Source organism: Paractinoplanes ovalisporus (assembly GCF_016834655.1).
GTDB lineage: Bacteria > Actinomycetota > Actinomycetes > Mycobacteriales > Micromonosporaceae > Actinoplanes > Actinoplanes ovalisporus.
The window spans coordinates 267,258-289,063 of the sequence record NZ_JAENHP010000003.1; the positions used below are offsets into that span (position 1 = coordinate 267,258).

Genomic DNA, 21,806 nt, shown 5'->3' on the forward strand with positions numbered 1-21,806 from the left:
CTCCTTCTCAGTTGATGGCGTCGCGGAAGCGGGCCAGCAGGTGGGTGAGTTGGTGGAATTCGGTTTCGGTGAGGTTGACGGCGCAGGCGATGCGGGCCGGCAGGTCGCTGAGCTCGTCGCGGAGTCGCATACCCGTTTCGGTGGTGTCAATGACGACCGTGCGCTCGTCGGTGCTCCCCCGCGTGCGGCTGACGTGTCCTGCGGCTTCGAGCCTTTTGAGCAGGGGCGAGAGGGTGCCGCTGTCGAGGTTGAGCTGTTTGCCGAGGTCGCGGACGGTGGTGGGTCCGTTGTCCCAGAGGGCGACCAGGACGATGAGCTGGGGGTAGGTGAGGCCGTGGGGTTCGAGGATGGGGCGGTAGACGGCGGTCATGGCGCGGCTGGCTGCGTACAGCTGGAAGCAGACCATCTGTTCGAGCGTGCTGGGCGTGACCATGGCGAGAACGATAGTGCACAACTAAGTTGTGCGCAATTGGAGTGTGGTGTTGGTCGCAACTCTGTGTGATCCTTGCCGGCGTGCCGGATATCCGTTTCGTACAGCTCTCCCCCGCCGCGTTGTCGGCGTTGATCGCTGGTGACCTGGCCGCGGCCAGTGCCGCCGCGGGTGCCCCGCTGAGCCGATACCTGGTGGATGAGGCCTGGTTGTGGCGTGTGCGGCTGGCCGAGATCGAGCAGGATCCGGCGGCTGCGGAGTGGATCGCGCGGGCCGCGGTGGCCGAGCCGGAGGGTGTAACTGTCGGTCACGGAGGGTTTCACGGGCCGCCGGATGAGAACGGCGTGGTGGAGGTTGCCTATTCGGTGGCGCCCGAGCATCGGCGGAAGGGCTATGCGAAGGCGATGCTGCGCTCGTTGCTGGAGCGGGCCGACGCCGATCCGCGGGTGACGGCCGTACGGGCGAGCATCCGCCCCGACAACGTGGGCTCACGGGCCACCATCGCCGGGTTCGGGTTCCGGAAGATCGGCGAGCAGTGGGACCCGGAGGACGGCCTGGAGGACGTCTTCATGCGCCTAAAAAAACACAGTCAGCGGTCTAGCTGGACGACTAAGGGCAGGTGATCGGAGACCGGGGGCCGGCTGGTGGACACCTGGACGACCCGGCCCAGGGCGGAGAGGCCCCGCGGGTCGGCCAGGACGTGGTCGAGCTGGGCGCGGGGCATGGGGCTGGGGAAGGTGGCGGCCCGGCCGAGGGTTTTCCAGCCGGTGACGGCGCGGACGGGCCGGGCGGGCATGTTGAGGTCTCCGAGCAGCACGCGGGGTGCGGGCAGGGCTCTCAGGGCCCGTACGGCGTGGCGCAGTTGCCGCAGGTTCCAGCCGGGGACGAAGGACAGGTGGGTGGTCGCCACCGTCATGGGTCCGCGGGGCGTGTCGAGGACGGCGGCGAGCAGCACCCGGGGTTCGTCCTTGAGCAGCCGTAGCCCGTTGTCGGGGTCGTAGATGGGTGAGCGCATGGGGGCGCCGGGCAGGGTGGTGACCTGCCAGCGGGTGACCGGGTAGCGGCTGACCAGGGCGATGCCGTAGAGGGGGTGTTCGTTGTCGTCGTCGCTGCGCCAGGGTTGCCACGTCTCCCCCGGTGTGCCGACGACGGCGGCGGCGAAGCGGTGGACGGGGGCGCCGAGGGCGTCGGCGGCGATGGCGGTGAGGTCGAGCAGGCCGCTGCGGGGCTGGGCCTTGTCGACCTCCTGCAGTCCGAGGACGTCGGCGTCGAGGTCGGCGACGGCGGTGGCGACCCGGTCGGCGTGTACCGTGCCGTCGGACAGCGATCTGCCGTGCAACAGGTTGAAGGTGGCCAGGCGCACGAGATACGACCCTAACGAATCCGGGAGTGATGGTGTTCATCAAGGCGCTCTGCTGCTCAGTGATGATCTTCATCGCAGTGGCGGCGGTCGGGATCTGGTTGCAGCGTCGCCGCGGCCGATAATGCGGGCATGACTGAGGATCTGATCGCCGAGTTGCAGGCCCAGGAGGCCGAGCTCGAGCTGACCCGTTTCGACAACACCGACGCGTGGCGGCTGGGGAGTCTGCTGGTGGAGCTGGCCACGCAGCGGTCGTTGCCGGTGGCGGTCGACATCCGGCGTGGGGCGCAGCAGCTGTTTCATGCGGGGTTGCCGGGCAGTGTGGCCGACAACGACCGGTGGATCGAGCGCAAGGTGCGGGTGGTGGAGCGGTACGGGGTTTCGTCGTATCTGGTGGGGCGTCGTCTGGCCGCCAAGGGGCAGGAGCTGGACGCCGGCATGGGTGTGGACCCGGCCGACTACGCCGCTCATGGGGGTGCGTTCCCGATCCGCATCCGCGATGTCGGGGTGGTGGGTGTGGTGACGGTGTCGGGGCTGCCGCAGGCCGAGGATCACGCGCTGGTGGTGGAGGCGCTGCGGGCGTTTCGCTCGTAGCGAGAAAACCTTCCCTGTTGCGTACGGGGGAAGGCAGTGTCGGCGCATGAGAGTGCTGATCCTGGGCGGGTCCGGCTTCGTGGGCCGTTGTGTCGCCGACGAGGCCGTGGGCCGGGGCTGTGACGTGACCGTGTTCAACCGTGGGTCGAAGGCGGCGCCCGAAGGGGTGACGGTGCTGACCGGGGACCGTCTCGGTGACCTGTCGGCGCTGGAGACAGGCACGTGGGATGCCGTGGTGGACACGTGGTCGGCTCAGGGTGAGGCGGTGCGGCGTACGGCCGGGCTGCTCAGCGGGCGGGCCGGGCATTACACATACGTGTCGAGCCGGTCGGTGTACGCCGGCACCGAACGTGAGAAGGCCGAGGACGCTCCCCTGGTCGCCGGCACCGAGGAGGGTTATGCCGGGGACAAGCTGCGCGGCGAGCTCGGCGTGCGGGTGTTCGACGGTCCGGTGCTGCTGGGGCGGGCGGGGCTGATCCTGGGCCCGTACGAGGACATCGGTCGTCTCCCGTGGTGGCTGAACCGGCTCGCCCGGGGTGGCCCGACGCTGGCGCCGGGGCCGCGGGAGCTGCCGTTGCAGTACATCGACGCCCGCGACCTGGCGATCTTCCTGCTGGACGCGGCCGGCCGTGGCGTCGGGGGCCCGTTCGATCTGGTCAGCCGGTCCGGGCACACCACCATGGGCGAGTTCCTGGAGGTGGCGGCCGAGGTGACCGGCGGTCGGGCGCAGCTGCGCTGGACGAGCCCGGAGGTCGTCACGGCGGCCGGGATCGAGCCGTGGACGCAGCTGCCGGTGTGGTTGCCGCCCGGCGAGCTGCACACGTTCCTGCACGGCGGGGACGTCTCCAAGGCGTACGGGGAAGGTCTGGTCTGCCGTCCCGTGCGCGCCACGATCGAGGACACGTGGGCGTGGCTGCGCAGCCTGCCCGGGGATGCGCCGCAGCGCGCGGACCGGCCCCAGGTGGGTCTGGACCCGCAGGTGGAGGCGAAGGTGTTAGGCGAGTAGCTCGGCCAGGCGGGCCGCGCCCACGTTGCCGCCCGAGATGATCACGCCGATGCGCTGCCGGGCGTCCAGTTTGCCGGCGAGCAGGGCGGCCAGGCCGGTGGCGCCGCTGGGTTCCATGACGAGTTTGAGGTGGTCGACGGCGAAGCGCAGGGCGTCGCGGATCTCGGCGTCGCTGACCAGCACGATCTCGTCGACGAGCTGTTTGTTGATGCTGAAGGTGAGTTCGCCGGGGATGGGGGCGGCCTGCCCGTCGGCGATGGTGCGCGGCACCGGGATGCTGACCCGTTCCCCGGCCTGCAGGGACAGGTAGGTGTCGTTGCCGGCTTCGGGTTCGACGCCGGTGACGCGGATGCCGGGTTGCAGGCCCTTGGCGGCGACGGCGCTGCCGGCGATGAGCCCGCCCCCGCCGACCGGGACCAGGATGGTGTCGAGGTCGCCGACCTCTTCGAGCAGTTCCAGGGCGGCGGTGCCCTGCCCGGCGATGACGTCCGGGTGCTCATACGGGGGGATGAGGGTGAGCCCGCGGTCGGCGGCGAGCTGCCGGCCGATCTCTTCCCGGTCGCCGGTGTACCGGTCGTAGGTGATGATCTCGGCGCCGTACCCGGCGACGGCGTCGAGTTTCGAGCGGGGTGTGTCCTCGGGCATGACGATCACGGCGGTGGTGCCGAGTTCACGGGCGGCCAGGGCGACGGCCTGGGCGTGGTTGCCCGACGAGTAGGCGGCGATGCCCCGGGCGATCTGGTCGGGGCTGAGTTTGCGGATGGCGTTGTAGGCCCCGCGGAACTTGAACGCGCCGATGCGTTGCAGGTTTTCGGCTTTGAGGAAGACCTGCGCCCCCGTACGGGTGTCGAGGGTGCGCGACCGGATGACCGGGGTGTGGTGGGCGATGCCGTCGAGGCGTTTGGCCGCGTCCCGGACGTCCAGCAAGGTCACCATAAGTCGTTTCCCCTCGTTCGTGTGGCCGCGTACCGTGCGCGTCGATGACGCTATCCCATGATTCCCAGGGTTCCGGTCCGGTGGTCGTGCTGCTGCATTCGACGGTATGCGACCGCCGCATGTGGGATCCGGTGGTGCTGCCCGGGTTCCGGCTGCTGCGCTGTGACCTGCCCGGCTATGGCGGCTCCCCCGTGCTGCCGGCGCCGTTCGACACCGCCGCCGAGGTGCTGGCCCTGGCCGGTGACGGCCCGGTGGCGCTGGTCGGCTCGTCCGGCGGCGGCCTGGTCGCGCTCGAGATCGCCGCGCGGTGGCCGTCGCGGGTGCCGGCCCTGGCTCTGCTGTGCACGGCGTCGCCCACGTTGAACCCGTCGCCGGCGTTGCGGGAGTTGTGGGCGCAGGAGAACGCGTTGCTGGACGCGGGTGACGTCGAGGGGGCGACGGCCCTGAACGTGCGGACGTGGGTGGGGCCGCGGGCTCCCGACGCCGTACGGGCTCAGGTGGCCGACATGCAGCGGCACGCGTTCGAGGTGCAGCTGGCCGCCGGTGACGTCGACGAGTTCGAGGCCGAGTGGTCCCTCGACGCGATCACCGCGCCTGCCCTGCTGGTGTCCGGCGCCCACGACCTGCCCGACTTCCGTGAGGTCGCCGCCGGTCTGGCCACCCGCCTGCCCGAGGCTCGGCACGTCGAGCTCGACTGGGCGGGTCACCTGCCCGTTGTGGAAGACCCGGCCCCGGTCAACGCCCTGCTGTTCGACTTCCTGTCCCGCCACCGGTAGCCGGCCCGGATCGCGAAGCCGGCCCCGGCACCGAGGAGGGCACCCACGCCGTTGTGGACGACGTCGACGGGGTCGCCGCCGCGGCCGATGAAGCCCTGCCACGCTTCGATCAGGAAACTCAGCACGGTGGCGGCGCCGACGATCAGGGCGGGGCGCCGCCACAGCAGGGTTGCCAGCGCGGCGGGCGGCGCGAACAGGCCGATGTTGGCGAGTTTCTCGTGGGTGCCGGCGAATCCGTGGACGAGGCCGGCCGGGCCGGTCCAGGCGCGCAGGTACACCTCGACGCCGTCGAGCGAGTAGTACGGGGTCCTCGTGGTGGTGGTCGCGGCCAGCACCGCCCCCACGACGACGATGAAGGCCGTGCCCAGCGACCCGCGTCCGAGGAGCCGCCCGAGCGGCCAGGCGAGCACGACGGTGAGCCCCAGGACGGCCAGCAGTCTCGGCTGGGCCACGACGTTGCCGATGATCCCCGCGTCCAGCACACCGCCGAGCCTAGAGGCCCGGGCCAAGCCGGGCCGTCAGCGCAGCAGGCCGATGCCCAGGGTGACGGCGCCGACGGCCAGGCGGGTGGGGCGCAAGGGGTCAGGCGGCCTTCGGCAGGCCCTGGACGTCGGTGGCGGCCAGGCGGGACGCCATCGTGGTGCGAGCGGCGATCTTGGCGGCGTAGAGGGCTCGTTTGCGGGCGACGCAGCCGTCCTTGGCGCCGGTGGTGGTCTGCTGCTCCATGTGGGTGTTGAGGCCGTCGCGGAGCAGGGCCAGGGCCTCGGTGCGCAGCTGGGAGACGCGGCTCTCGGTGACGCCGAGTTCGGCGGCGACCTCGGCCAGGGGGCGCTCGCGCAGGTAGGAGGCTTCGACGACGTGGCGCAGCTTTTCCGGGAGCACGGCCACGGCGTCGGTGAGGTAGCCGATGCGCTCGCGGTGCAGCAGCATCTCCTCGGGGTTGAGGGCGGTCTCGGCGACCATGTCCTCGGCGCCGGCGGTGAAGCCCTGCAGGCTGAGCACGGCGGCGCGTTGGACGTCGTCGTGGGTGTGGGCGAGTTCGCTGACGGCGACGCCGAGCAGGCTGGCCAGTTCGGTGTCGGTGGGGGTGCGGCCCAGCCGGGTGGTCAGTTCCTGGCGGGCCTGCTCGGCGCGGCGGGCCCGGGCCCGCACGGAGCGGCTGGCCCAGTCCATGCCGCGCAGTTCGTCGAGCAGGGCGCCGCGTACGCGCAGGGCGGCGAACCGGCCGAACGGGATGCCGCGGGTGGGGTCGTAGGCGCGGGCGGCGGTGACCAGGGCGGTGTAGCCGGCCGAGGCGAGGTCGTCGCGGTGCACGTGCGGCGGGACCTTGAACAGCATCTCGCGGACCATGTGGCCGACCAGGGCCATGTTGTCGCGGACCAGCGTGTCGATGGTGTCCATCGGTGTTCCCCCTTGTCGGTGCTGACAGGGAGGAACTTTTGTGGCCGCCGGGTGCAGAAGCCGGTTACCGGCGGTTGCTGCTTGGTTGCACCTCGCGAAGAGTTCTCAAGTGAGCAGCCAGCCGTTCTCGACGGCGAGGCGGACGGCTTCGGCGCGGGTGCGGGCGCCGGTCTTGCCGATGGCGGCGGACAGGTGGTTGCGGACGGTGCCTTCGGACAGGTGCAGTTCCCGGGCGATGTCGGCGACGGTGCCGCCGTCGCGGGCGGCCCGCAGCACCCCGGTCTCGCGGTCGGTCAGCGGGGAGTCGCCCTGGGCCAGGGACTGGGCGGCCAGGGCGGGGTCGACGACGCGCAGGCCTTCGTGGACGCGGCGGACGGCGTCGGCGAGTTGCCGGGCCGGGGTGTCCTTGACGACGAAGCCGCTGGCCCCGGCGGCCATGGCCTGTCTGAGGTAGCCGGCCCGGCCGAAGGTGGTGACCATCAGGACCCGCACGGCGGGCTGGGCCTGCAGCAGGGCCCGGGCGGCGGCCACCCCGTCGAGGCCGGGCATCTCCACGTCGAGCAGCGCCACGTCGGGTTCGCTGGCGGCTGCGGCGGCCACGACCTCGTCGCCGCGGCCGACCTCGGCGACGACTTTGAGGTCGGGTTCGAGGTCGAGCAGGGCCGCCATGGCGCCGCGGACCAGGGCCTGGTCGTCGGCGAGCAGCACTTTGATCATGTTGGTACCTCCACGCGTACCCGGAATCCGGGTGAGTCTTCACGGCCGCCCGCGGTGAGCCGGCCACCGACGGCTTCGGCCCGGCGCCGCAGCCCGGTCAGGCCCTGACCGGACGGGCCGCCGTGGGAGCCGACGCCGTCGTCGAGGATCTCCACGCTGGCCGGGGCGAGCAGCACCCGCACGTGCCGGGCCCGGCTGTGGCGCACCACGTTGGTGACGGCTTCGCGGATGGTCCAGGCGAACAGTTCCCGGTTGCGGGTGGGCACGTCGTCGGCGGCGCCGGGCAGGTCCGCTTCGACGTTGGCGGCGGCCAGGGCTTCGCGGGCGGCGGCGATCTCACCGGGCAGGGAGATGCCCCGTACGCCCATGGCGGTGGCCCGCACGTCGGCCAGGGCGTCGCGGGCCAGCCCTTCCAGGTCGGCCAGTTCCTTGCGGGCCCGGTCGAGGTCGACGTCGAGCAGCCGCTGCGCCAGTTCGGCCTTGACGGTGACCACGGTCAGGGAGTGGCCGAGGATGTCGTGCAGGTCGGCGGCGATGCGGGCCCTTTCGTCGGCCACGGCCCGGTCGGCCAGTTCCTTCTGCGCCACGACGAGGCGGGCCTGCCGTTCGAAGGCGGCCCGGAACCCGTACGAGGCCGCCGATCCCAGCAGCACGGCGAGGCCGTACCCGCCGTCGCTCCACCCGTCGACGACCCGGGGCAGGATCTCGGCCGCCCCGAACAGGCTCAGCGCGAGCGGGGCGGCCTGCGCGACCGGCAGCTGCACCATGGCGAGGGCGGCGATGTAGACCAGGCAGCTCAGGGCGTGGTCGCCGGCGCCGGGGACCTGCAGCCCGAACAGGGCCAGCAGCAGCGCGACGCCGAGCCAGGTGTGCAGCACGTGCCGGCGCGGGTGTCTGCTGTGGCGTACCGCCCGGGCCCGGCCCACCAGGTACAGGTAGGTCACCGCGAACGCGGCCACCGAGATCAGCCCGGCCACCCGCCAGTACATGCGGGGCTGATCGAGCAGGGCGCCGACGGTGCCGCCGAGGTAGAACAGCCAGACGGCGGCGAACATCCACCCGTATTTCGGGGGGCGGCCCGCCGTCGTCGTGGTCATGAGGGAGAACTTACGGTTCACACGCGGGCGGTGTCGCGCCGGAACCGCCACATCGCGCCGGCTGCGAACAGGGCCGTCCACACCACCACGTTGAGCACGGCCAGCCACAGGTTGCCGTCGTGGGTCAGCGGGTAGCGGGCGATCTCGCCGACCCCGTACACGGGAGTGAATTTCGCGATGGTGGCGAAGGTGTGGCCGAGCTGGTCGACCGGCACGAACAGCCCACCGGCGAACGACAGGACGGCCAGCACCGGCCCGAGGATCTGCATGACGTTCTCGCTGGGCAGCAGGTAACCCATGAACAGGCCGAACGCGGCGAACACGAGCGCGCACACCCAGGCCAGCAGGCCGCAGCCGATCCAGGCGGAGGCCGGCAGCTGCGCCCCCGAGAGCGAGCCGACCACGAACGCGACCACCACCGACACCGCACCGATGATCATGGCGAGGACCAGTTTCACGGCGATGTAGGCGGCCGGGCGCAGCGGGGTCAGCCGCAGCTGCCGGCTCCACCCGGCGGCGCGTTCGATCGAGACCATCGCGCCGCCGCTGGTGGTGGCCAGCATCGCCCCGTACACGGCCATGCTGACCAGGATGTAACCGGTGAGGTTGCCGCCGCCGACCCGTTCGGTCTTGTAGTCGCCGCTGGTGCCGAACAGCAGGAAGAACACGGCGGGCATGACGAGGGTGAAGACGACGGTGCGGCGGTTGCGGACCATGCGGCGCAGCTCGAGGCGGATCATGCCGGGGCTGAACCCGCCGAACTTCGGCAGATTCCTCGCGGGAACGGCAGCGATGGTCATGAGGTCTCCTCGTCGGCCGTCAGGGCCAGGAACGCGTCCTCCAGGTTCCGGGAGGTGATCTCCAGGTCCTTGGCGGGGGTGCGGGTGAGCAGGTGCCGGGCGATGGTGTCGGTGTCGTTGCCGTGCAGGTAGACGGTGTCGCCGCGCACCTCGGCCCGGTCGACCCCGGCGATCCCGGTCATCTCGGTCTCGGTGGCGCCGGGCAGGGTGGCCCGCACGGTGCGCCCGGCCGCCAGGGCTTTGACCTCGGCGGCGGTGCCGTCGGCGACGATGCGCCCGCGCCGCACGAACACGACCCGGTCCGCGTACGCGTCGGCTTCCTCCAGGTAGTGGGTGGCGAAGATGACGGTGCGGCCGCGGGCGGCGTCGTCGCGGATCGCCGTCCAGAACTCGTGGCGCCCGGCCACGTCCATGCCGGTGGTGGGTTCGTCGAGGATCAGCAGTTCCGGGTCGGGCAGCAACGCCATGGCGAACCGCAGCCGCTGTTGCTGCCCGCCCGAGCACTTGCCGACCAGGCGTTTACCGATGTCGGTGAGCCCGGCCCGGCGCAGGGCCTCGTCGACGGCGGTGCGGGGCCGGCCGAACAGCACCGCGGTCAGCCGGACGGTTTCCTCGACCGTGTAGTCCTTGAGCAGCCCGCCGGTCTGCATGACGGCCGAGACCAGGCCGAGCGCGACCGCTTCCTGAGGGGCCCGGCCATAGACGGTGACCCGGCCCTGGTCGGGTCTGGACAGGCCGAGCAGCATGTCGACCGTGGTGGTCTTGCCGGCGCCGTTGGGGCCGAGCAGGGCGACCACTTCGCCGGGCCGGATGGACAGGGTGATGCCGTCGACGGCGGTCACCGCGCCGAAGCGCTTGACGACGCCGTCCAGGTCGACCGCCGCGGTGCCCGTGGCGGCCTGGGCAGTGGTGGTGAGGGTCATGACCTCATCGTCGGCCCGGGCCCGGCCCGGTTCTGCTGCTACGCGTCACGAGGCGGCCATGACATTCGTCAGGGTCCACCCCTGGCGCGCGTGTGGCGGGTGTGGCGAGAATGCGTCGATGGAACCCACCCACAGCGCCCTGATCGTCGCCGTCGCCGAGGCCGAACCGTATGTGGCGGCCCACCGGGACCGGCTCGACGCGGCCGCGTCGTGGGGGGTGCCCGCCCACATCACCGTGCTGTACCCGTTCCTGGCACCGGCCGAGATCGACGAGCATGTGCTGGCAGGTCTGCGCCACGCCGCGGCCGGGGTGCCCGCGTTCTTCTGCGACCTGGCCGCGGTGAAGTGGTTCGGGGAGCGGGTGGTGTGGCTGGCCCCGGAACCGGCCGGCCCGTTCCAGGCCCTCACCGGCGCCGTCACCGCCCGGTTCCCGCAGGTGCGCCCCTACGAGGGGGCGTTCGACGACGTGGTGCCCCACCTGACGATCGGCCACGACCATCCGCCGGCCGAGCTGAAGGCGGCAGCCGACGACGTGGCGGCGCATCTGCCGGTCCCGGTGCGGGTGACCTCGATGCGCCTGGCCGTGGGCAGGCCGGTGCCCGGCCGCTCGTGGACGACTCTGGAGGAGTTCGCCCTCGGCTGACCGGGCCCCGGGTGTGCGCGGTCAGCGCAGCACAAGCTCCTTCGGCTCCGGCTCCCCGGCCGGCTTGCCGGTGAGGTGGCGGGTCAGTTTCTCGCCCTCCACGTCGACGTTCGGCAGGATCCGGTCGAGCCAGCGGGGCAGCCACCACGCCGACCGGCCGAGCAGCGTCATCACGGCCGGCACCAGGATCATCCGCACCACGATGGCGTCGAACAGGATGGCCATGCCGAGGCCGAACCCGACGGATTTGATGATGGCTTCGGGGCCGAGCATGAACCCGAAGAACACGCTCATCATGATCAGGGCGGCCGCGGTGACGACCCGGGCGCCGTGGCCGAACCCGGAGACCACGGCCTGGCGGGCCGGGGCGCCGTGCACGAAGTCCTCGCGCATGCGGGTCACCAGGAACACCTGGTAGTCCATGGCCAGGCCGAACACGATGCCGATGAGCAGGATCGGCAGGAAACTGATGATCGGGCCGGTCTGCGACACCCCGAGCAGGTCAGCCGCCCACCCCCACTGGAACACCGCCACCAGGGCCCCGAACGTGGCCCCGACCGACAGCAGGAAGCCGAGGGTGGCTTTCAACGGCACCAGCAGCGACCGGAACACCAGGGCGAGCAGGATGAACGCGAGACCGACGACCAGGGCCAGATACGGCAGCAGCGCCCCGGCCAGTTTCTCGCTGATGTCGACGTTGACGGCGGTGGTGCCGGTGACACCGAGGGTGCCGTCGAGGTCACGGATGGCGTGCACGAGGTCTTCAGTCTTGGCGTCGTCGGGGGCGGTGGTCGGGATGACGGTGAGCACGGAGGTGTCACCGGCCGGGTTGGTGACCGGCGGGGTGATGACGGCGACGTCGCCGAGACCCTTGATCTGCTGGGTGAGCGGGGCGGCGGTGGACGCGTCGGTGACCACGGTCAGCGGCCCGTTGAACCCGGGACCGAAACCGTCGGCGAGCAGGTCGTAGGCCTTGCGCTGGGTGGTGTCGGGGGCCGAGCTGCCCTCGGTGGGCAGGCCCAGGCGCAGGTCGGCGGCGGGCAGCGCGATCACGCCGAGCCCGACCACGGCGAGAAGCAGATACGCCACGGGGCGGCGGGCGATGGCCCGGGCCCAGCGGACTCCCAGGGCGGGTTTGGCGGCGTGGTCGCGTACGGGAACCGCTTTGATCTTCTTGCCGGCGAAACCGAGCAGGGCGGGCAGCAGGGTCAGCGCGATCAGCACGGACACGGCGACGGTGCCGGCGGCGGCGACACCCATCTGGGTCAGGAACGGAATGCCGACCACGGCCAGCCCGGCCAGAGCGATCACCACCGTCAGACCGGCGAACACCACGGCCGACCCGGCGGTGCCGGCCGCGCGTCCGGCGGCTTCGGCCCGGTCGTGCCCGGCGGCCAGCTCCCCGCGGTACCGCGACACGATGAACAGGGCGTAGTCGATGGCCACGGCCAGACCGAGCATCATGGCCAGGGTGCTGGTGGTGGCGGACAGGTCGGTGAACGCGGTCGCGATCCCGATCGACGCGGCCCCGATCCCCACCCCGATGATCGCGGTCAGCAGCGGCAGCCCGGCCGCGACCAGCGACCCGAACGTGATCAGCAGGACCACCGCGGCCACCCCGAGACCGATGATCTCCGCGATCGGGGTGTGTCCCTCCTCGGTCAGGGCGTCCCCGCTGATCTCCACGGTCAGCCCGGCGTCCCGGCCGGACTGGGCCGCGGCCAGCAGACCGTCCTGCGCGGCGTCGGACACCTCGGTCGCGGGCACGGTGTAGGTGACCTGGGCGTAGGCGACGGTGCCGTCGGCGTTGACGGTCTTCGCCTCGTACGGGTCGGCCACCGCCGCCACCTGCGGGGAGGTGCGCAGCTGGGCCACCGTCTTCTCGACGGCGGCCTTGTCCAGGCGACCGTCGGGGTCGGCGAACACGACGCGGGCCGACGCGGTGTTGCCGGCGGCCTGCGGGAAACGTTCCGTGAGCAGGTCGATCGTCTGCTGGGCGGGGGTGCCCGGGATGCTGAACGACGCGGTGGTCGGTTTCTGCAGCAGCGCCATGCCGGCCACCGTGGCGATCAGCAGCGCCACCCACGCGAGCGCCACCGTGAAGCGGCGGCGGAACGAGAACCGGCCCAGCCGGTAGAGGAACGTAGCCATGCGCTCCACGGTCCCGGCCGCGACGCCGCACCGCGTCGTCCCGCCGCGGTCGGCACCTACTGCGCCCGCAGTAACCGGCACGGGCGGGCCCTACTGCGACCGGACGACGATGGTGCGCGCCGCCACGACATAGGTTCGGAGGGTGCAGATGAACAGACGGCTGGTCGACCTGGTCTTCGCCGGGCTGGTCGTGGCGGTGGCGGCCACGGCCGAGAACACCATCGACGCGACCCGGCCGTTCGCGATCGCGGTCACCGGCATCGCCGTGGTCTACTGCCGGCGCCGCTGGCCCGTGCCGTCGCTGATCCTGGTCACCGTGGGCCTGATGGTCACCATCGTGGTGCAGCGGCCCTCGCAGGTGCTGCTGTTCCTGACCGGGCTGACGATGTACGAGATCACCCTGCGCACCACGATGCGCCGGCCCTGGCTGTGCGGGCTGGCCTGCGCGACCCTGCTGTTCGCGGTCGGCATGATCGCCGACCCGGCCCAGTGGTGGTCGCTGAACTCGCTGGGCCTGTACGCGTGGATCGGCGGGGGCGGCGCGGTCGGGGAGGCCGTGCGGAACCGGCGCGCCTACATCGCGGAGATGACCGAACGGCTGCGCCAGGCCGAGCAGTCCCGCGAGCAGGAGGCCCGCCGCCGGGTGATGGACGAGCGGCTGCGCATCGCCCGGGAACTGCACGACGTGGTCGCCCACCACATCGCCGTGATCAACGTGCAGGCCGGGGCGGCCGGGCACGTCATCAAACAGCACCCGGAACAGGCCGGCCCGGTGCTGGAGGTGATCCGGCAGGCCTCCGACAACGTGCTCCGCGAGATCAAATCGGTGATCGGGGTGCTGCGCGAGGACGGCGAGGCCGGCACCACCGAACCCAGCCCCGGCCTGGCCCGCGTGCCCGCCCTGCTCGACGGGCTGACCGGCTTCGACGTGGTGTTCACCCAGACCGGCTCCCCGCAGCAGGTGCCCGCGATCGTCGACCTGGCCGCCTACCGGATCGTGCAGGAGGCCCTGACCAACGCGCACCGCTACGGCGACGGCCACGCCACCCTGACCATCAGCTACGAGGAGGCGGTCGTGACGATCGAGGTCACCAACCGCGTCCAGGGTCACGGCGACGGTTCCGGGTTCGGGTTGATCGGGATGCGGGAACGGGCCGCCGCCGCGGGCGGTAGCGTCACCGCCGGACCCGATGGCGGCCGGTTCCGGCTGCTCGCCACCCTGCCCATCACCGCGTACGCCTTGGAGACCGCCCCGTGACGACCCGGGTCCTGCTCGCCGACGATCAGGCTTTGATCCGCGCCGGCTTCAAAATGATCATCGACGCGGAGGCGGGGATGCAGGTCGTCGCCGAGGCCTCCGACGGCCGGGAAGCGGTCGAGCTGGCCCGCACCCAGCGCGCCGACGTGGTGCTGATGGACATCCGCATGCCGGTCATGGACGGCCTGGAAGCCACCCGCCGTATCTCGGCCGACGACTCCCTGGCCGGGGTGCGGGTGCTGGTGGTGACCACGTTCGAGGACGACGACAACGTGCTGCTGGCGCTGCAGGCCGGCGCCAGCGGGTTCGTCGGCAAGAACGTCGCCCCGGCCGACCTGCTGCAGGCCATCCGGGTCGTCGCCACCGGGGAGGCCCTGCTGTCCCCGGCCGCCACCCGCGGCCTGATCGGCCGGTTCCTGGAGAACCTGCGCCCCCCGGTGCGCACCGACGGGTTGAAGGTGCTCACCGACCGGGAACGCGAGATCCTGATCCTGGTCGCGCACGGCCTGAGCAACGAGGAGATCGCGGCCCGGCTGTTCCTGTCCCCGCTGACCGCCAAGACCCACGTGAACCGGGCCATGGCCAAGCTGGAGGTCCGCGACCGGGCCCAGCTGGTCGTCCTGGCCTACCAGAGCGGCCTGGTCAACCCGGGTGACCAGCTGCCCGCCAGCTAGGGTGGGCAGATCATGACCGAGTGGCTGCCGGAACGTGTCGCCGCCGCCGAACGTGAGGTCGGCACCACCTTCGACCTGACCGCCTGCGTGCGTGAACCCATCCACCGCCTCGGCGGCATCCAGTCGTACGGGGCCCTGATCGCCCTGGACGACGGCCGGGTCGCGGTGGCCAGCGAGAACGCCCCCGACGTCCTCGGCGTCGACGTCACCGCCGGCGAGCTGTTCCTGACCGCCGCGCAACGCGACACCCTGGCCTCGCTGGCCGACGCGGACACCGGGCAGACCGCGATGATGCCGCTCGAGCTGGGTGAGCGCCGGTTCGACGTGACCGTGCACCGCTGCGACGCTCTGGTGGTGCTCGAGTTCGAACCGGCCCCCGACACCCCCGGGTTCGGCACCCTGTACGCCCCGGTCCGTCAGGCCCTGACCCGGCTGCAACGCGCGGGCACCGTCGTGGAGGCCTGCCAGGCCGCGGTCCGCGAGATCCAGGAGATCACCGGCTACGACCGGGTGGTGGCCTACCGGTTCGAATCGGCCGACGGGCCCGGCGAGGTGATCGCCGAACAGGTCACCGACGGATGGGAGCCGTGGCTGGGCCTGTGGTTCCCGGCCACCGATGTGCCGCCGCAGGCCCGCCGCCTCTACGAACGCAACTGGATCCGGGTGATCGCCGACGTCGCCGACACCACCGCCCGGCTGGTCCCCGGCGTGCTGCCCGCCACCGGCGCACCCCTGGACCTGTCCCTGTCGGTGCTGCGCACCGTGTCCCCGTTCCACCTGGAATATCTGCGCAACATCGAGGTCACCTCGTCGATGTCGGTGTCGCTGCTCGACGCCGGCCGGTTGTGGGGGCTGATCGCCTGCCACGGCCGCGCCGCCAAGACGCTGAGCCCGCAGACCCGCGCCGCCTGCGAGTTCTTCGGGGTGGCGTTGTCGCTGCACCTGGCCGCGCTGCGGGAACGCGACGAGGCGGCGGCCCGGGAGAAGTCACGCGAAGTGATCGCCCGCCTGCTCGAACGGTATTCGACGGACCTGCCGATGCGCTGGTCCCGCGACCCGGCCGGACTCGACCAGGTGATCGCCTGCGACGCGGTGGTGGTGCGCACCGGCGACACCGTGGTCGCCCACGGCATCGACCCCGCCGACGCCCCGGCCGCCCTGGCCGCGGTGACGGTGCCGCCGCCGGGCGAGGTGTGGCACAGCGACGCCGTCGACGGGCCGTGGCCCGGGGCTCTGGTGCTGCCGTTCGGCACGGGCGGGGACTGCATCGTGTGGCTGCGGGCCGAACGCAGCGTCCCGAGGCGGTGGGCGGCCGACCCCCGCACCCCGGTGATGCTGGGCCCGCACGGGCAACGCCTGACCCCGCGCGGTTCCACAGCCGTGTTCCTTGCTTCCGTACGGGGTCGCAGCACCGGCTGGTCGACCACCGACCTGGCCATGGCGGTCGAGCTGGGCCGCGCGATCATGGGGGTGGCGGTGGCCCAGGCCCGGCAGCTGGCCCTGCTCAACGTCGACCTGGACTCGTTCGCGCACGCCGCCGCGCACGACCTGAAGGAGCCGTTGCGGGGGATCGCGAACACGTCGACGTTCATCATCGAGGACGCCGCCGCCGGCATGGACCCGGTCACGGTGCGGCGCCTGGAGTCCATCCAGCGGCTCGCCACCCGCATGGACGAGCTGCTCAACGCGCTGCTGCGTTACGCGCGTCTCGGCCGTACGGAACTGGTCCGGTCCCCGGTGCCGCTGCCCGACGCCGTCGACAGGGCCCTGGAGGTGGCCGGGCCCCGGCTCACCGAAGCCGGCGTCACCCTGGACGTGACGTCCGGCAGCGTGCACGCCGATCCGGTCCTGCTCGACCAGGTGCTGGTGAACCTGCTGGTCAACGCGGCCAAGTACGCCCGACCCGAAGGCGGCCGCATCGAGGTCGGGCTCACCGACGGCGCCCTGTTCGTCCGCGACAACGGGATCGGCATGCCGGCGCACCTGCGCGAGCAGGCGTTCCAGTTGTTCCGGCGGCTGCACCCCGACGCCGCCCGCGACGGTTCCGGGGCCGGCCTGGCCATCGTGCGGCGCATCGCGGAACGCCACGGCGGTCAGGCCTGGGCCGGCGAGTCCCCCGGCGGCGGCACCACCGTGTGGGTGACGTTCGCGTCGCGCGACCTCCAGTAGTCCAGGGTCTGCGCGAGCACACTCTGGAACAACGCGAAGTTGATCGGCTTGTAGATGTAGCTGTCGGCCCCGGCGGCGTAGCAGGCATCGGCCTCGGCCTGGTTCTCCGACGAGGTGAACACGACCAGCCGCAACCCGGCCAGCTCAGGGCGGGCCCGCACCTGCCGGATCACGTCGAGACCACCCTCGCCGGGCATGTTCAGGTCGAGCAGCACCAGCCCCGGCACGGGCGCCCCGGCCGTGTCCAGGCGCGGCAGCACCCCGGAACCGGACCGCAGGAACTCCAGGCGCAGCTCGGGATGGGACCGGCCGATGGCCCGGGCGATCGCCTCGATGTCCTCGTCGGAGTCCTCCACCACCAGCACCAGGTCCGTCACCGCGGGTCGTCCTCTCGGCGGATCGCGAGCAGCGCGATGTCGTCGGTGGTCTGCGCGGCCCGGCTCAGATCGTCGACCAGCGCTTGCGGGGTGGTCCCGTGCAACCGGTCGAGGGTGTCACCGAGGGCTTTCTCCTCGAACATGCGCCCCTCGGCGTCACGGCTCTCGGTCAGCCCGTCGGTGAACATCAGCAGTGTGTCCCCGGCGGCCAGCTCGAGCCGGGACTGCTTCAGCACCGGCTCGGCCAGGACCCCCAGGGGTACGCCGCCCCCGCACGCCCGCCCGGAACCGCCACCGGCCCGCATCACCACCGGGGCGGGATGCCCGGCCGAGGTCCACTCGACGGCGCCGTCCGGGCTGACCACGGCGACCGCGGCCGTGATGAACCGCCACGACCCGTCCAGGCGCAGCCGGGCGTTGAGCCGGGTCAGCGCCCGGGCCGGGGACAGGCCCTCCTGCAGCAGCGCGGCCAGGGTGTGCCGGGCCATCCCGGTCAGCGCGGCCGCGTCCACCCCACGCCCGCACACGTCCCCGATCACCGCCACCAGCTCACCGTTGGCCCGCACGACAGCGTCGTAGAAGTCACCGCCGACTTCGAGGACCCGGTCCCCGACGGTGTAGGAGGCGGCCAGCCGCAACCCGGCCACGCGGGGCAGCCGGCTCGGCAGCAGGTGCTGCTGCATCCGCACCACCTCCTGGCGGCGCTGTTCATAGAGGGTGCTGTTGTCGATGGCCAGGGCGGCCCGGGCGGCCAGGTCGCGCAGGAACGACGCCGGCGGGATCCGCTCGGCGGGCCGGTCGAACAGGAACACCAGCAGCCCGATGACCCGGCCCCGCGCGCGCAGCACCTGCGCGTGCTCCCCCGGCGTGGCCAGCCGGTCGATCATGCCGGGTTCCTTCAGCAGCGCGTCGAGGCGGCGCATGTCGACGTGCACGGCGCTGCGCAGCACCGGTTTGCCGTCCTCGTGGACGAACACCAGGCAGCCCTCGGCGATCGCGGGTACCGCCATGCGCGGCACCCGGTACATGGTCTGGGCGGTGTCGAGGACCGCGTCCATCTGCAGCGACGCCTCGGCCAGCAACGCGTCGCGGACCTGCTGCTCGTGCTCGTCACGGAAACTGGACAGGCGCCGCACGGCCTCCTGGGTGACCTCGACGACCTGGGTGAGGCAGTCCGCGACGAACCCGGTGTCGGCGGTGTCGTCGACCGCCACCAGGAACGTGCCGGCGGCCTGACCGGGCTGATCGAACCGGGCCGCCACGACCCGGCCCACCCCGTACGCGCGCAGGGCCGCCCCGGTGTCGACGACGTGTGCGGGCCCGGCCTTGCCGGGTGCGAGATCCAGGGCGAGCTGCTGCAGGTCACCGGTCAGGGGGACACCCCGCCACCGGTAGGCGAGCACACGGTCACCGTCGGTGGCGTGCCGCAGACCCCACACGGCCCGCACCCCCGGCAGCTGCTGCAACGGGGGCAGCACCAGGTCGGCGAGCTGCTCCCGCGACCCGATGGCGACGACCGCGCCCCAGAGCCGGTGCAGCGCCCCGGCCCACCGCGCGTCGGCCTCCGACAACCCCTCACCCCCCAGCGGCGGCAAGTATCCACTGAATGGTTGCCGGACAGCAACTAACCCCGCCGATGCGGCCGAATCGATATCCTACCGGGGCTTCCCGCTGGTCACAGCGCCTGTCACAGATGCATGACGTTCACCACGAGCGCCCGCCGCGGCGATTCAAGGTGTGACGGGGGCCCCGCGCAGCACCAGGATGTGCCACGCCTTCTTCAACAGCTGCAACACCTCGGCCGGGGTGCCGTACGACGCCCACGTGGCCGGTTCGTGCGTGGCCCGGCCGATCAGGGCCGCGTCGATGACCTCCCGGCCGTAATGCGACGACACCGCCCGCACCAGAGCCGGAACCTCAGGGCCGCGCAGCTCGTCCGGGAAGTCACCGGCCGGCAGCTCGAACCCCGGCGACCACCGCAACTCGGGACCCAACCGCCGCAGGTGCGTCTCCACCGCCGTACCCCGGAAACCCGGGTCGGCCACCACCGCCGTGACATGCTCGCTCAACGTCAGCCCACCATGGACCTGAGCCTCCACGTAATGGTCCATCGCCCGGCCCGCCACCGTGCGACCCGCACCCAGCGCCGCCACCCACTCGGCCGGTGAGCCCGCCGCCAGGTTCAAGGCGCGGCCGGTGCGCGCCACCTCGTCGAGCAGAGCCGCCCACACCGCACCGAACGTGCTCGCCGTCCCGAACACCGTCGGCTCGGTGGCGCTGTCACCATGACTGAACGTGGTCCGCGGCAACACCGACGCGTTCAGCACCAGATGACAGCTGCCGAACCGCGGCGACGCCCCGTCCGGATACCCGGCCAGGTTCAACCCGCCGTACACCGGCCGGCCCGCCGCCGACGAGTACACACCGGGGAACATGCGCTGCTCCCACCGGTCACGGTCCCCACCCTCGTACGCGGTCAGACCGCCGTTGGAGATCCCCGTCTCGAACTGGCTGCGGTAGACCCCCTCGACGGCCAGATGCTCCGCAACCGTCAAACCGTCGGCCAGCAGACGATCCGGGTGGAAACTCACCGTCACCGGCGCATCCACCACCGGGCCCGGCTCGGGGAACAACCCCCGCACGTACGCCAGGGCCCGCCCGCTCACTTCGGCTCGATCACGTTGAACGTCAGCAGACCCATCAGGATCACCCCCAGGACCACCCGGTACCAGATGAAGATGCTGTACGAGTGCCGCGACACGAACCGCAGCAGCCAGTTCACCGAGAAGTACGCCACCACGAAACTGACCGCCGTCGCGATCAGCGTGTTCACCCAGCCCACCCCGTCGGCGATGTTGCCCGCCTCCTGGTAGCCCTGCAGCAGCGACGCCCCCAGCAGCGCCGGGATCGACAGGAAGAACGACAGCTTCGTCACCGTCACCCGGTCGAAGTCGCGCAGCAGACCAGCCGACATGGTGGCCCCCGAACGCGACACACCCGGGATCAGCGCCAGACACTGCACCAGACCGATGATCAGCGAATCCTTCCAGGTCACATCGTCCTCGTGCCGCTGTTGCGTGGCCGCGTGATCAGCGAACGCCATCACCCCCGACCACAGGATCAACGCCGCCGCCACGAACCACAGGCTCCGCAACGTCGTCTCGACCTGATCCTTGAACAACAACGCGATGATCACGATCGGGATCGCACCGATGATCACCGCCCACCCGAACCGGTAATCCGGGTTGTCCCGCTTGTCCGTGCTGAACAACCCGGCCAGGAACGCCGGCACCACCCGCGCGATGTCCTTGCGCAGGAAGATGATCGTCGCCAGCACCGCCCCCGACTGGATGATCACCGTGAACGCGGTGATCGCCGGATCGTCGATGCGGTAACCGAGCAGCTTCTCCAGGATCGTCAGGTGGCCGGTGCTCGACACGGGCAGGAACTCGGTAAAGCCCTCAACCGCGCCCAGCAGCACCGCTTCGAAGATGTTCAAACCCCGACCGCCCCTTATTGATCCGCTTTGTACCGCGGACGAGCATAGGGGGCGCTGTCACTGCGAGGCGCGGCGGGCACGCGCGGCGGCCAGGGTGTAGGCCGGATCACGGTCCAGGTTGTGCCGGTCCCGGTCATAGCGGCGCGTCGTCCGCGGGTCGGCGTGCCCCATCGCGTCCTGCACATCCTCCAAGGGGACACCCTCGGCCCGGGCCGCCGTCGCGAACGCGTGCCGCAACGAGTGCGGGGACAGACGGTCGGCGTTGGGGATACCGGCCGCCGCGGCCAGCCGGCGGATCAGCCGGAAGATGGCATGCCGGTCCAGCCGCGCCCCGGTCGACGTGCGGAACAGCGGACCCTCGTCGTCACCCCGCACAGCCAGATAGGCGTCGAGGACCTCGGCCGTCTCCGGGGTCAACGCGCGCCGCCTGGCCTTGTTGCCCTTGCCGACGAAGCGGACCGTGCGGTGACCCCGTTCCCAGCCGAGGTCGTCCCTGTTCAGGCTCACAAGTTCCCCGACGCGCAGACCCAGGTCGGCCAGCACCGTCATCACTGCGTACGTCCTGGGCCCGTTCTCAGCCGCTTTGTGAAGGAGGTTGTCTACTTCCTCCGGTGTGAGGCCCACCGTGGCCGAGTGGTCGCGGGACACGTTCGGGCGGTCAGCGCCGGCCACGGGATTCGAGTCGATCGCCCGGATTTTTACGAGAAAGTCATACCAGGACGACAAACCGGACAGTTTACGGGCGACGGTGGCCGCGGCCAGATTCCGCGCCTCCAACCCCCGCGCATACGTGTTCACATCCAGGAACGACGCCCGCAACGGATCCCGCTCCTGGGCGCCACACCACGCCAGCCACGCATGCACATCCCGCCGATACGCCGCCCGCGTGTGCTCCGACAACCGCCGGTTCGCCAGCCACACCTCGGTGACCTGCTCGGCCGCCCCGACCTGCGCGAGCTCCCCACCCTGCCTCGGCACCAGCTGCATGAACCCAT

Annotated in this window: 23 protein-coding genes; 8 read left to right on the forward strand and 15 right to left on the reverse strand. The window is 71.7% G+C overall.

Annotation, left to right across the window (positions count from 1 at the left end):
* Nucleotides 1-7 precede the first annotated feature (7 nt).
* On the reverse strand, nucleotides 8-433 hold the full coding sequence (locus tag JIG36_RS11435) for a MarR family winged helix-turn-helix transcriptional regulator (protein WP_203376076.1): 426 nt from the start codon (nucleotides 431-433) through the stop codon (nucleotides 8-10).
* A 65-nt stretch (nucleotides 434-498) separates the two neighbouring features.
* On the opposite strand from JIG36_RS11435, the gene JIG36_RS11440 reads away from it, so the two are divergent.
* Nucleotides 499-1,053: a GNAT family N-acetyltransferase gene (locus JIG36_RS11440; RefSeq protein WP_307872674.1), complete on the forward strand. Its 555-nt coding sequence runs from the start codon at nucleotides 499-501 to the stop codon at nucleotides 1,051-1,053.
* Here JIG36_RS11440 and JIG36_RS11445 read toward each other — a convergent pair.
* Nucleotides 1,020-1,793, reverse strand: coding sequence for an endonuclease/exonuclease/phosphatase family protein (locus JIG36_RS11445; RefSeq protein ID WP_203376077.1), 774 nt, complete (start codon nucleotides 1,791-1,793; stop codon nucleotides 1,020-1,022). The genes JIG36_RS11440 and JIG36_RS11445 overlap by 34 nt on opposite strands.
* A 129-nt stretch (nucleotides 1,794-1,922) precedes the next feature.
* Here JIG36_RS11445 and JIG36_RS11450 point away from each other — a divergent pair, with 129 nt between their 5' ends.
* Both JIG36_RS11450 and JIG36_RS11455 read left to right on the forward strand, forming a co-directional pair.
* Nucleotides 1,923-2,384, forward strand: a complete 462-nt coding sequence (locus JIG36_RS11450) for a heme-degrading domain-containing protein (protein WP_203376078.1) — start codon at nucleotides 1,923-1,925, stop codon at nucleotides 2,382-2,384.
* Nucleotides 2,385-2,430: 46 nt separating this feature from the next.
* Complete coding sequence (locus JIG36_RS11455; protein WP_203376079.1) at nucleotides 2,431-3,390, forward strand: Rossmann-fold NAD(P)-binding domain-containing protein; 960 nt, start codon at nucleotides 2,431-2,433, stop codon at nucleotides 3,388-3,390.
* Here JIG36_RS11455 and JIG36_RS11460 read toward each other — a convergent pair.
* Nucleotides 3,379-4,326 carry a pyridoxal-phosphate dependent enzyme gene (locus tag JIG36_RS11460; protein ID WP_203376080.1) on the reverse strand — a complete coding sequence of 316 codons (948 nt, stop codon included), beginning with the start codon at nucleotides 4,324-4,326 and terminating at the stop codon, nucleotides 3,379-3,381. The genes JIG36_RS11455 and JIG36_RS11460 overlap by 12 nt on opposite strands.
* 44 nt (nucleotides 4,327-4,370) lie before the next feature.
* On the opposite strand from JIG36_RS11460, the gene JIG36_RS11465 reads away from it, so the two are divergent.
* Nucleotides 4,371-5,102 (forward strand): alpha/beta fold hydrolase, encoded by a 732-nt coding sequence (locus JIG36_RS11465; RefSeq protein ID WP_203376081.1) that lies wholly within the window; start codon nucleotides 4,371-4,373, stop codon nucleotides 5,100-5,102.
* On the opposite strand, the gene JIG36_RS11470 is transcribed toward JIG36_RS11465, so the two are convergent.
* The 6 genes from JIG36_RS11470 to JIG36_RS11495 all read right to left on the reverse strand — a co-directional run bounded on the left by JIG36_RS11470 (nucleotide 5,030) and on the right by JIG36_RS11495 (nucleotide 10,040).
* The gene (locus tag JIG36_RS11470; protein ID WP_203376082.1) at nucleotides 5,030-5,584 is read right to left on the reverse strand and encodes a VanZ family protein; all 555 of its coding nucleotides are present in this window, start codon (nucleotides 5,582-5,584) and stop codon (nucleotides 5,030-5,032) included. The genes JIG36_RS11465 and JIG36_RS11470 overlap by 73 nt on opposite strands.
* Nucleotides 5,585-5,684: 100 nt before the next feature.
* Nucleotides 5,685-6,503: a sigma-70 family RNA polymerase sigma factor gene (locus tag JIG36_RS11475; protein ID WP_203376083.1), complete on the reverse strand. Its 819-nt coding sequence runs from the start codon at nucleotides 6,501-6,503 to the stop codon at nucleotides 5,685-5,687.
* A gap of 105 nt (nucleotides 6,504-6,608) precedes the next feature.
* Nucleotides 6,609-7,220 (reverse strand): response regulator transcription factor, encoded by a 612-nt coding sequence (locus tag JIG36_RS11480; protein WP_203376084.1) that lies wholly within the window; start codon nucleotides 7,218-7,220, stop codon nucleotides 6,609-6,611.
* Nucleotides 7,217-8,317 carry a sensor histidine kinase gene (locus JIG36_RS53220; protein WP_268919582.1) on the reverse strand — a complete coding sequence of 367 codons (1,101 nt, stop codon included), beginning with the start codon at nucleotides 8,315-8,317 and terminating at the stop codon, nucleotides 7,217-7,219. Before JIG36_RS53220 ends, JIG36_RS11480 begins: the two co-directional genes overlap by 4 nt.
* A gap of 17 nt (nucleotides 8,318-8,334) precedes the next feature.
* On the reverse strand, nucleotides 8,335-9,117 hold the full coding sequence (locus JIG36_RS11490; RefSeq protein WP_203376085.1) for an ABC transporter permease: 783 nt from the start codon (nucleotides 9,115-9,117) through the stop codon (nucleotides 8,335-8,337).
* Nucleotides 9,114-10,040 (reverse strand): ABC transporter ATP-binding protein, encoded by a 927-nt coding sequence (locus JIG36_RS11495; RefSeq protein ID WP_203376086.1) that lies wholly within the window; start codon nucleotides 10,038-10,040, stop codon nucleotides 9,114-9,116. The genes JIG36_RS11490 and JIG36_RS11495 overlap by 4 nt, the downstream gene beginning before the upstream one ends.
* Nucleotides 10,041-10,158: 118 nt before the next feature.
* Between JIG36_RS11495 and JIG36_RS11500 the strand changes: the two genes are divergently transcribed.
* On the forward strand, nucleotides 10,159-10,683 hold the full coding sequence (locus tag JIG36_RS11500; RefSeq protein ID WP_203376087.1) for a 2'-5' RNA ligase family protein: 525 nt from the start codon (nucleotides 10,159-10,161) through the stop codon (nucleotides 10,681-10,683).
* Nucleotides 10,684-10,704: 21 nt separating this feature from the next.
* On the opposite strand, the gene JIG36_RS11505 is transcribed toward JIG36_RS11500, so the two are convergent.
* Nucleotides 10,705-12,834 (reverse strand): MMPL family transporter, encoded by a 2,130-nt coding sequence (locus tag JIG36_RS11505; RefSeq protein ID WP_203376088.1) that lies wholly within the window; start codon nucleotides 12,832-12,834, stop codon nucleotides 10,705-10,707.
* A 148-nt stretch (nucleotides 12,835-12,982) separates the two neighbouring features.
* Here JIG36_RS11505 and JIG36_RS11510 point away from each other — a divergent pair, with 148 nt between their 5' ends.
* Genes JIG36_RS11510 through JIG36_RS11520 form a run of 3 tightly spaced genes read left to right on the forward strand, consistent with a single transcriptional unit; the run spans nucleotide 12,983 to nucleotide 16,935 of the window.
* On the forward strand, nucleotides 12,983-14,092 hold the full coding sequence (locus JIG36_RS11510) for a sensor histidine kinase (RefSeq protein WP_236046831.1): 1,110 nt from the start codon (nucleotides 12,983-12,985) through the stop codon (nucleotides 14,090-14,092).
* Nucleotides 14,089-14,766 (forward strand): response regulator, encoded by a 678-nt coding sequence (locus JIG36_RS11515; RefSeq protein ID WP_203376090.1) that lies wholly within the window; start codon nucleotides 14,089-14,091, stop codon nucleotides 14,764-14,766. Before JIG36_RS11510 ends, JIG36_RS11515 begins: the two co-directional genes overlap by 4 nt.
* Before the next feature lie 12 nt (nucleotides 14,767-14,778).
* Entirely contained in the window at nucleotides 14,779-16,935 is a 2,157-nt protein-coding gene (locus JIG36_RS11520; protein WP_203376091.1) for an ATP-binding protein, read from the forward strand.
* On the opposite strand, the gene JIG36_RS11525 is transcribed toward JIG36_RS11520, so the two are convergent.
* From JIG36_RS11525 to JIG36_RS11545, 5 genes are all read right to left on the reverse strand, one after another.
* Entirely contained in the window at nucleotides 16,860-17,312 is a 453-nt protein-coding gene (locus JIG36_RS11525; protein ID WP_203376092.1) for a response regulator, read from the reverse strand. The two genes, JIG36_RS11520 and JIG36_RS11525, sit on opposite strands and share 76 nt — an antisense overlap.
* Entirely contained in the window at nucleotides 17,309-18,883 is a 1,575-nt protein-coding gene (locus JIG36_RS11530; RefSeq protein ID WP_236046647.1) for a PP2C family protein-serine/threonine phosphatase, read from the reverse strand. Before JIG36_RS11530 ends, JIG36_RS11525 begins: the two co-directional genes overlap by 4 nt.
* A gap of 159 nt (nucleotides 18,884-19,042) precedes the next feature.
* Nucleotides 19,043-19,978, reverse strand: a complete 936-nt coding sequence (locus JIG36_RS11535) for a DUF3626 domain-containing protein (protein ID WP_203376094.1) — start codon at nucleotides 19,976-19,978, stop codon at nucleotides 19,043-19,045.
* Entirely contained in the window at nucleotides 19,975-20,811 is an 837-nt protein-coding gene (locus tag JIG36_RS11540; RefSeq protein WP_203376095.1) for an undecaprenyl-diphosphate phosphatase, read from the reverse strand. Before JIG36_RS11540 ends, JIG36_RS11535 begins: the two co-directional genes overlap by 4 nt.
* 57 nt (nucleotides 20,812-20,868) lie before the next feature.
* A complete protein-coding gene (locus tag JIG36_RS11545; RefSeq protein WP_203376096.1) occupies nucleotides 20,869-21,798 on the reverse strand; it encodes a tyrosine-type recombinase/integrase in 930 nt (309 codons plus the stop codon).
* Nucleotides 21,799-21,806: the final 8 nt, after the last annotated feature.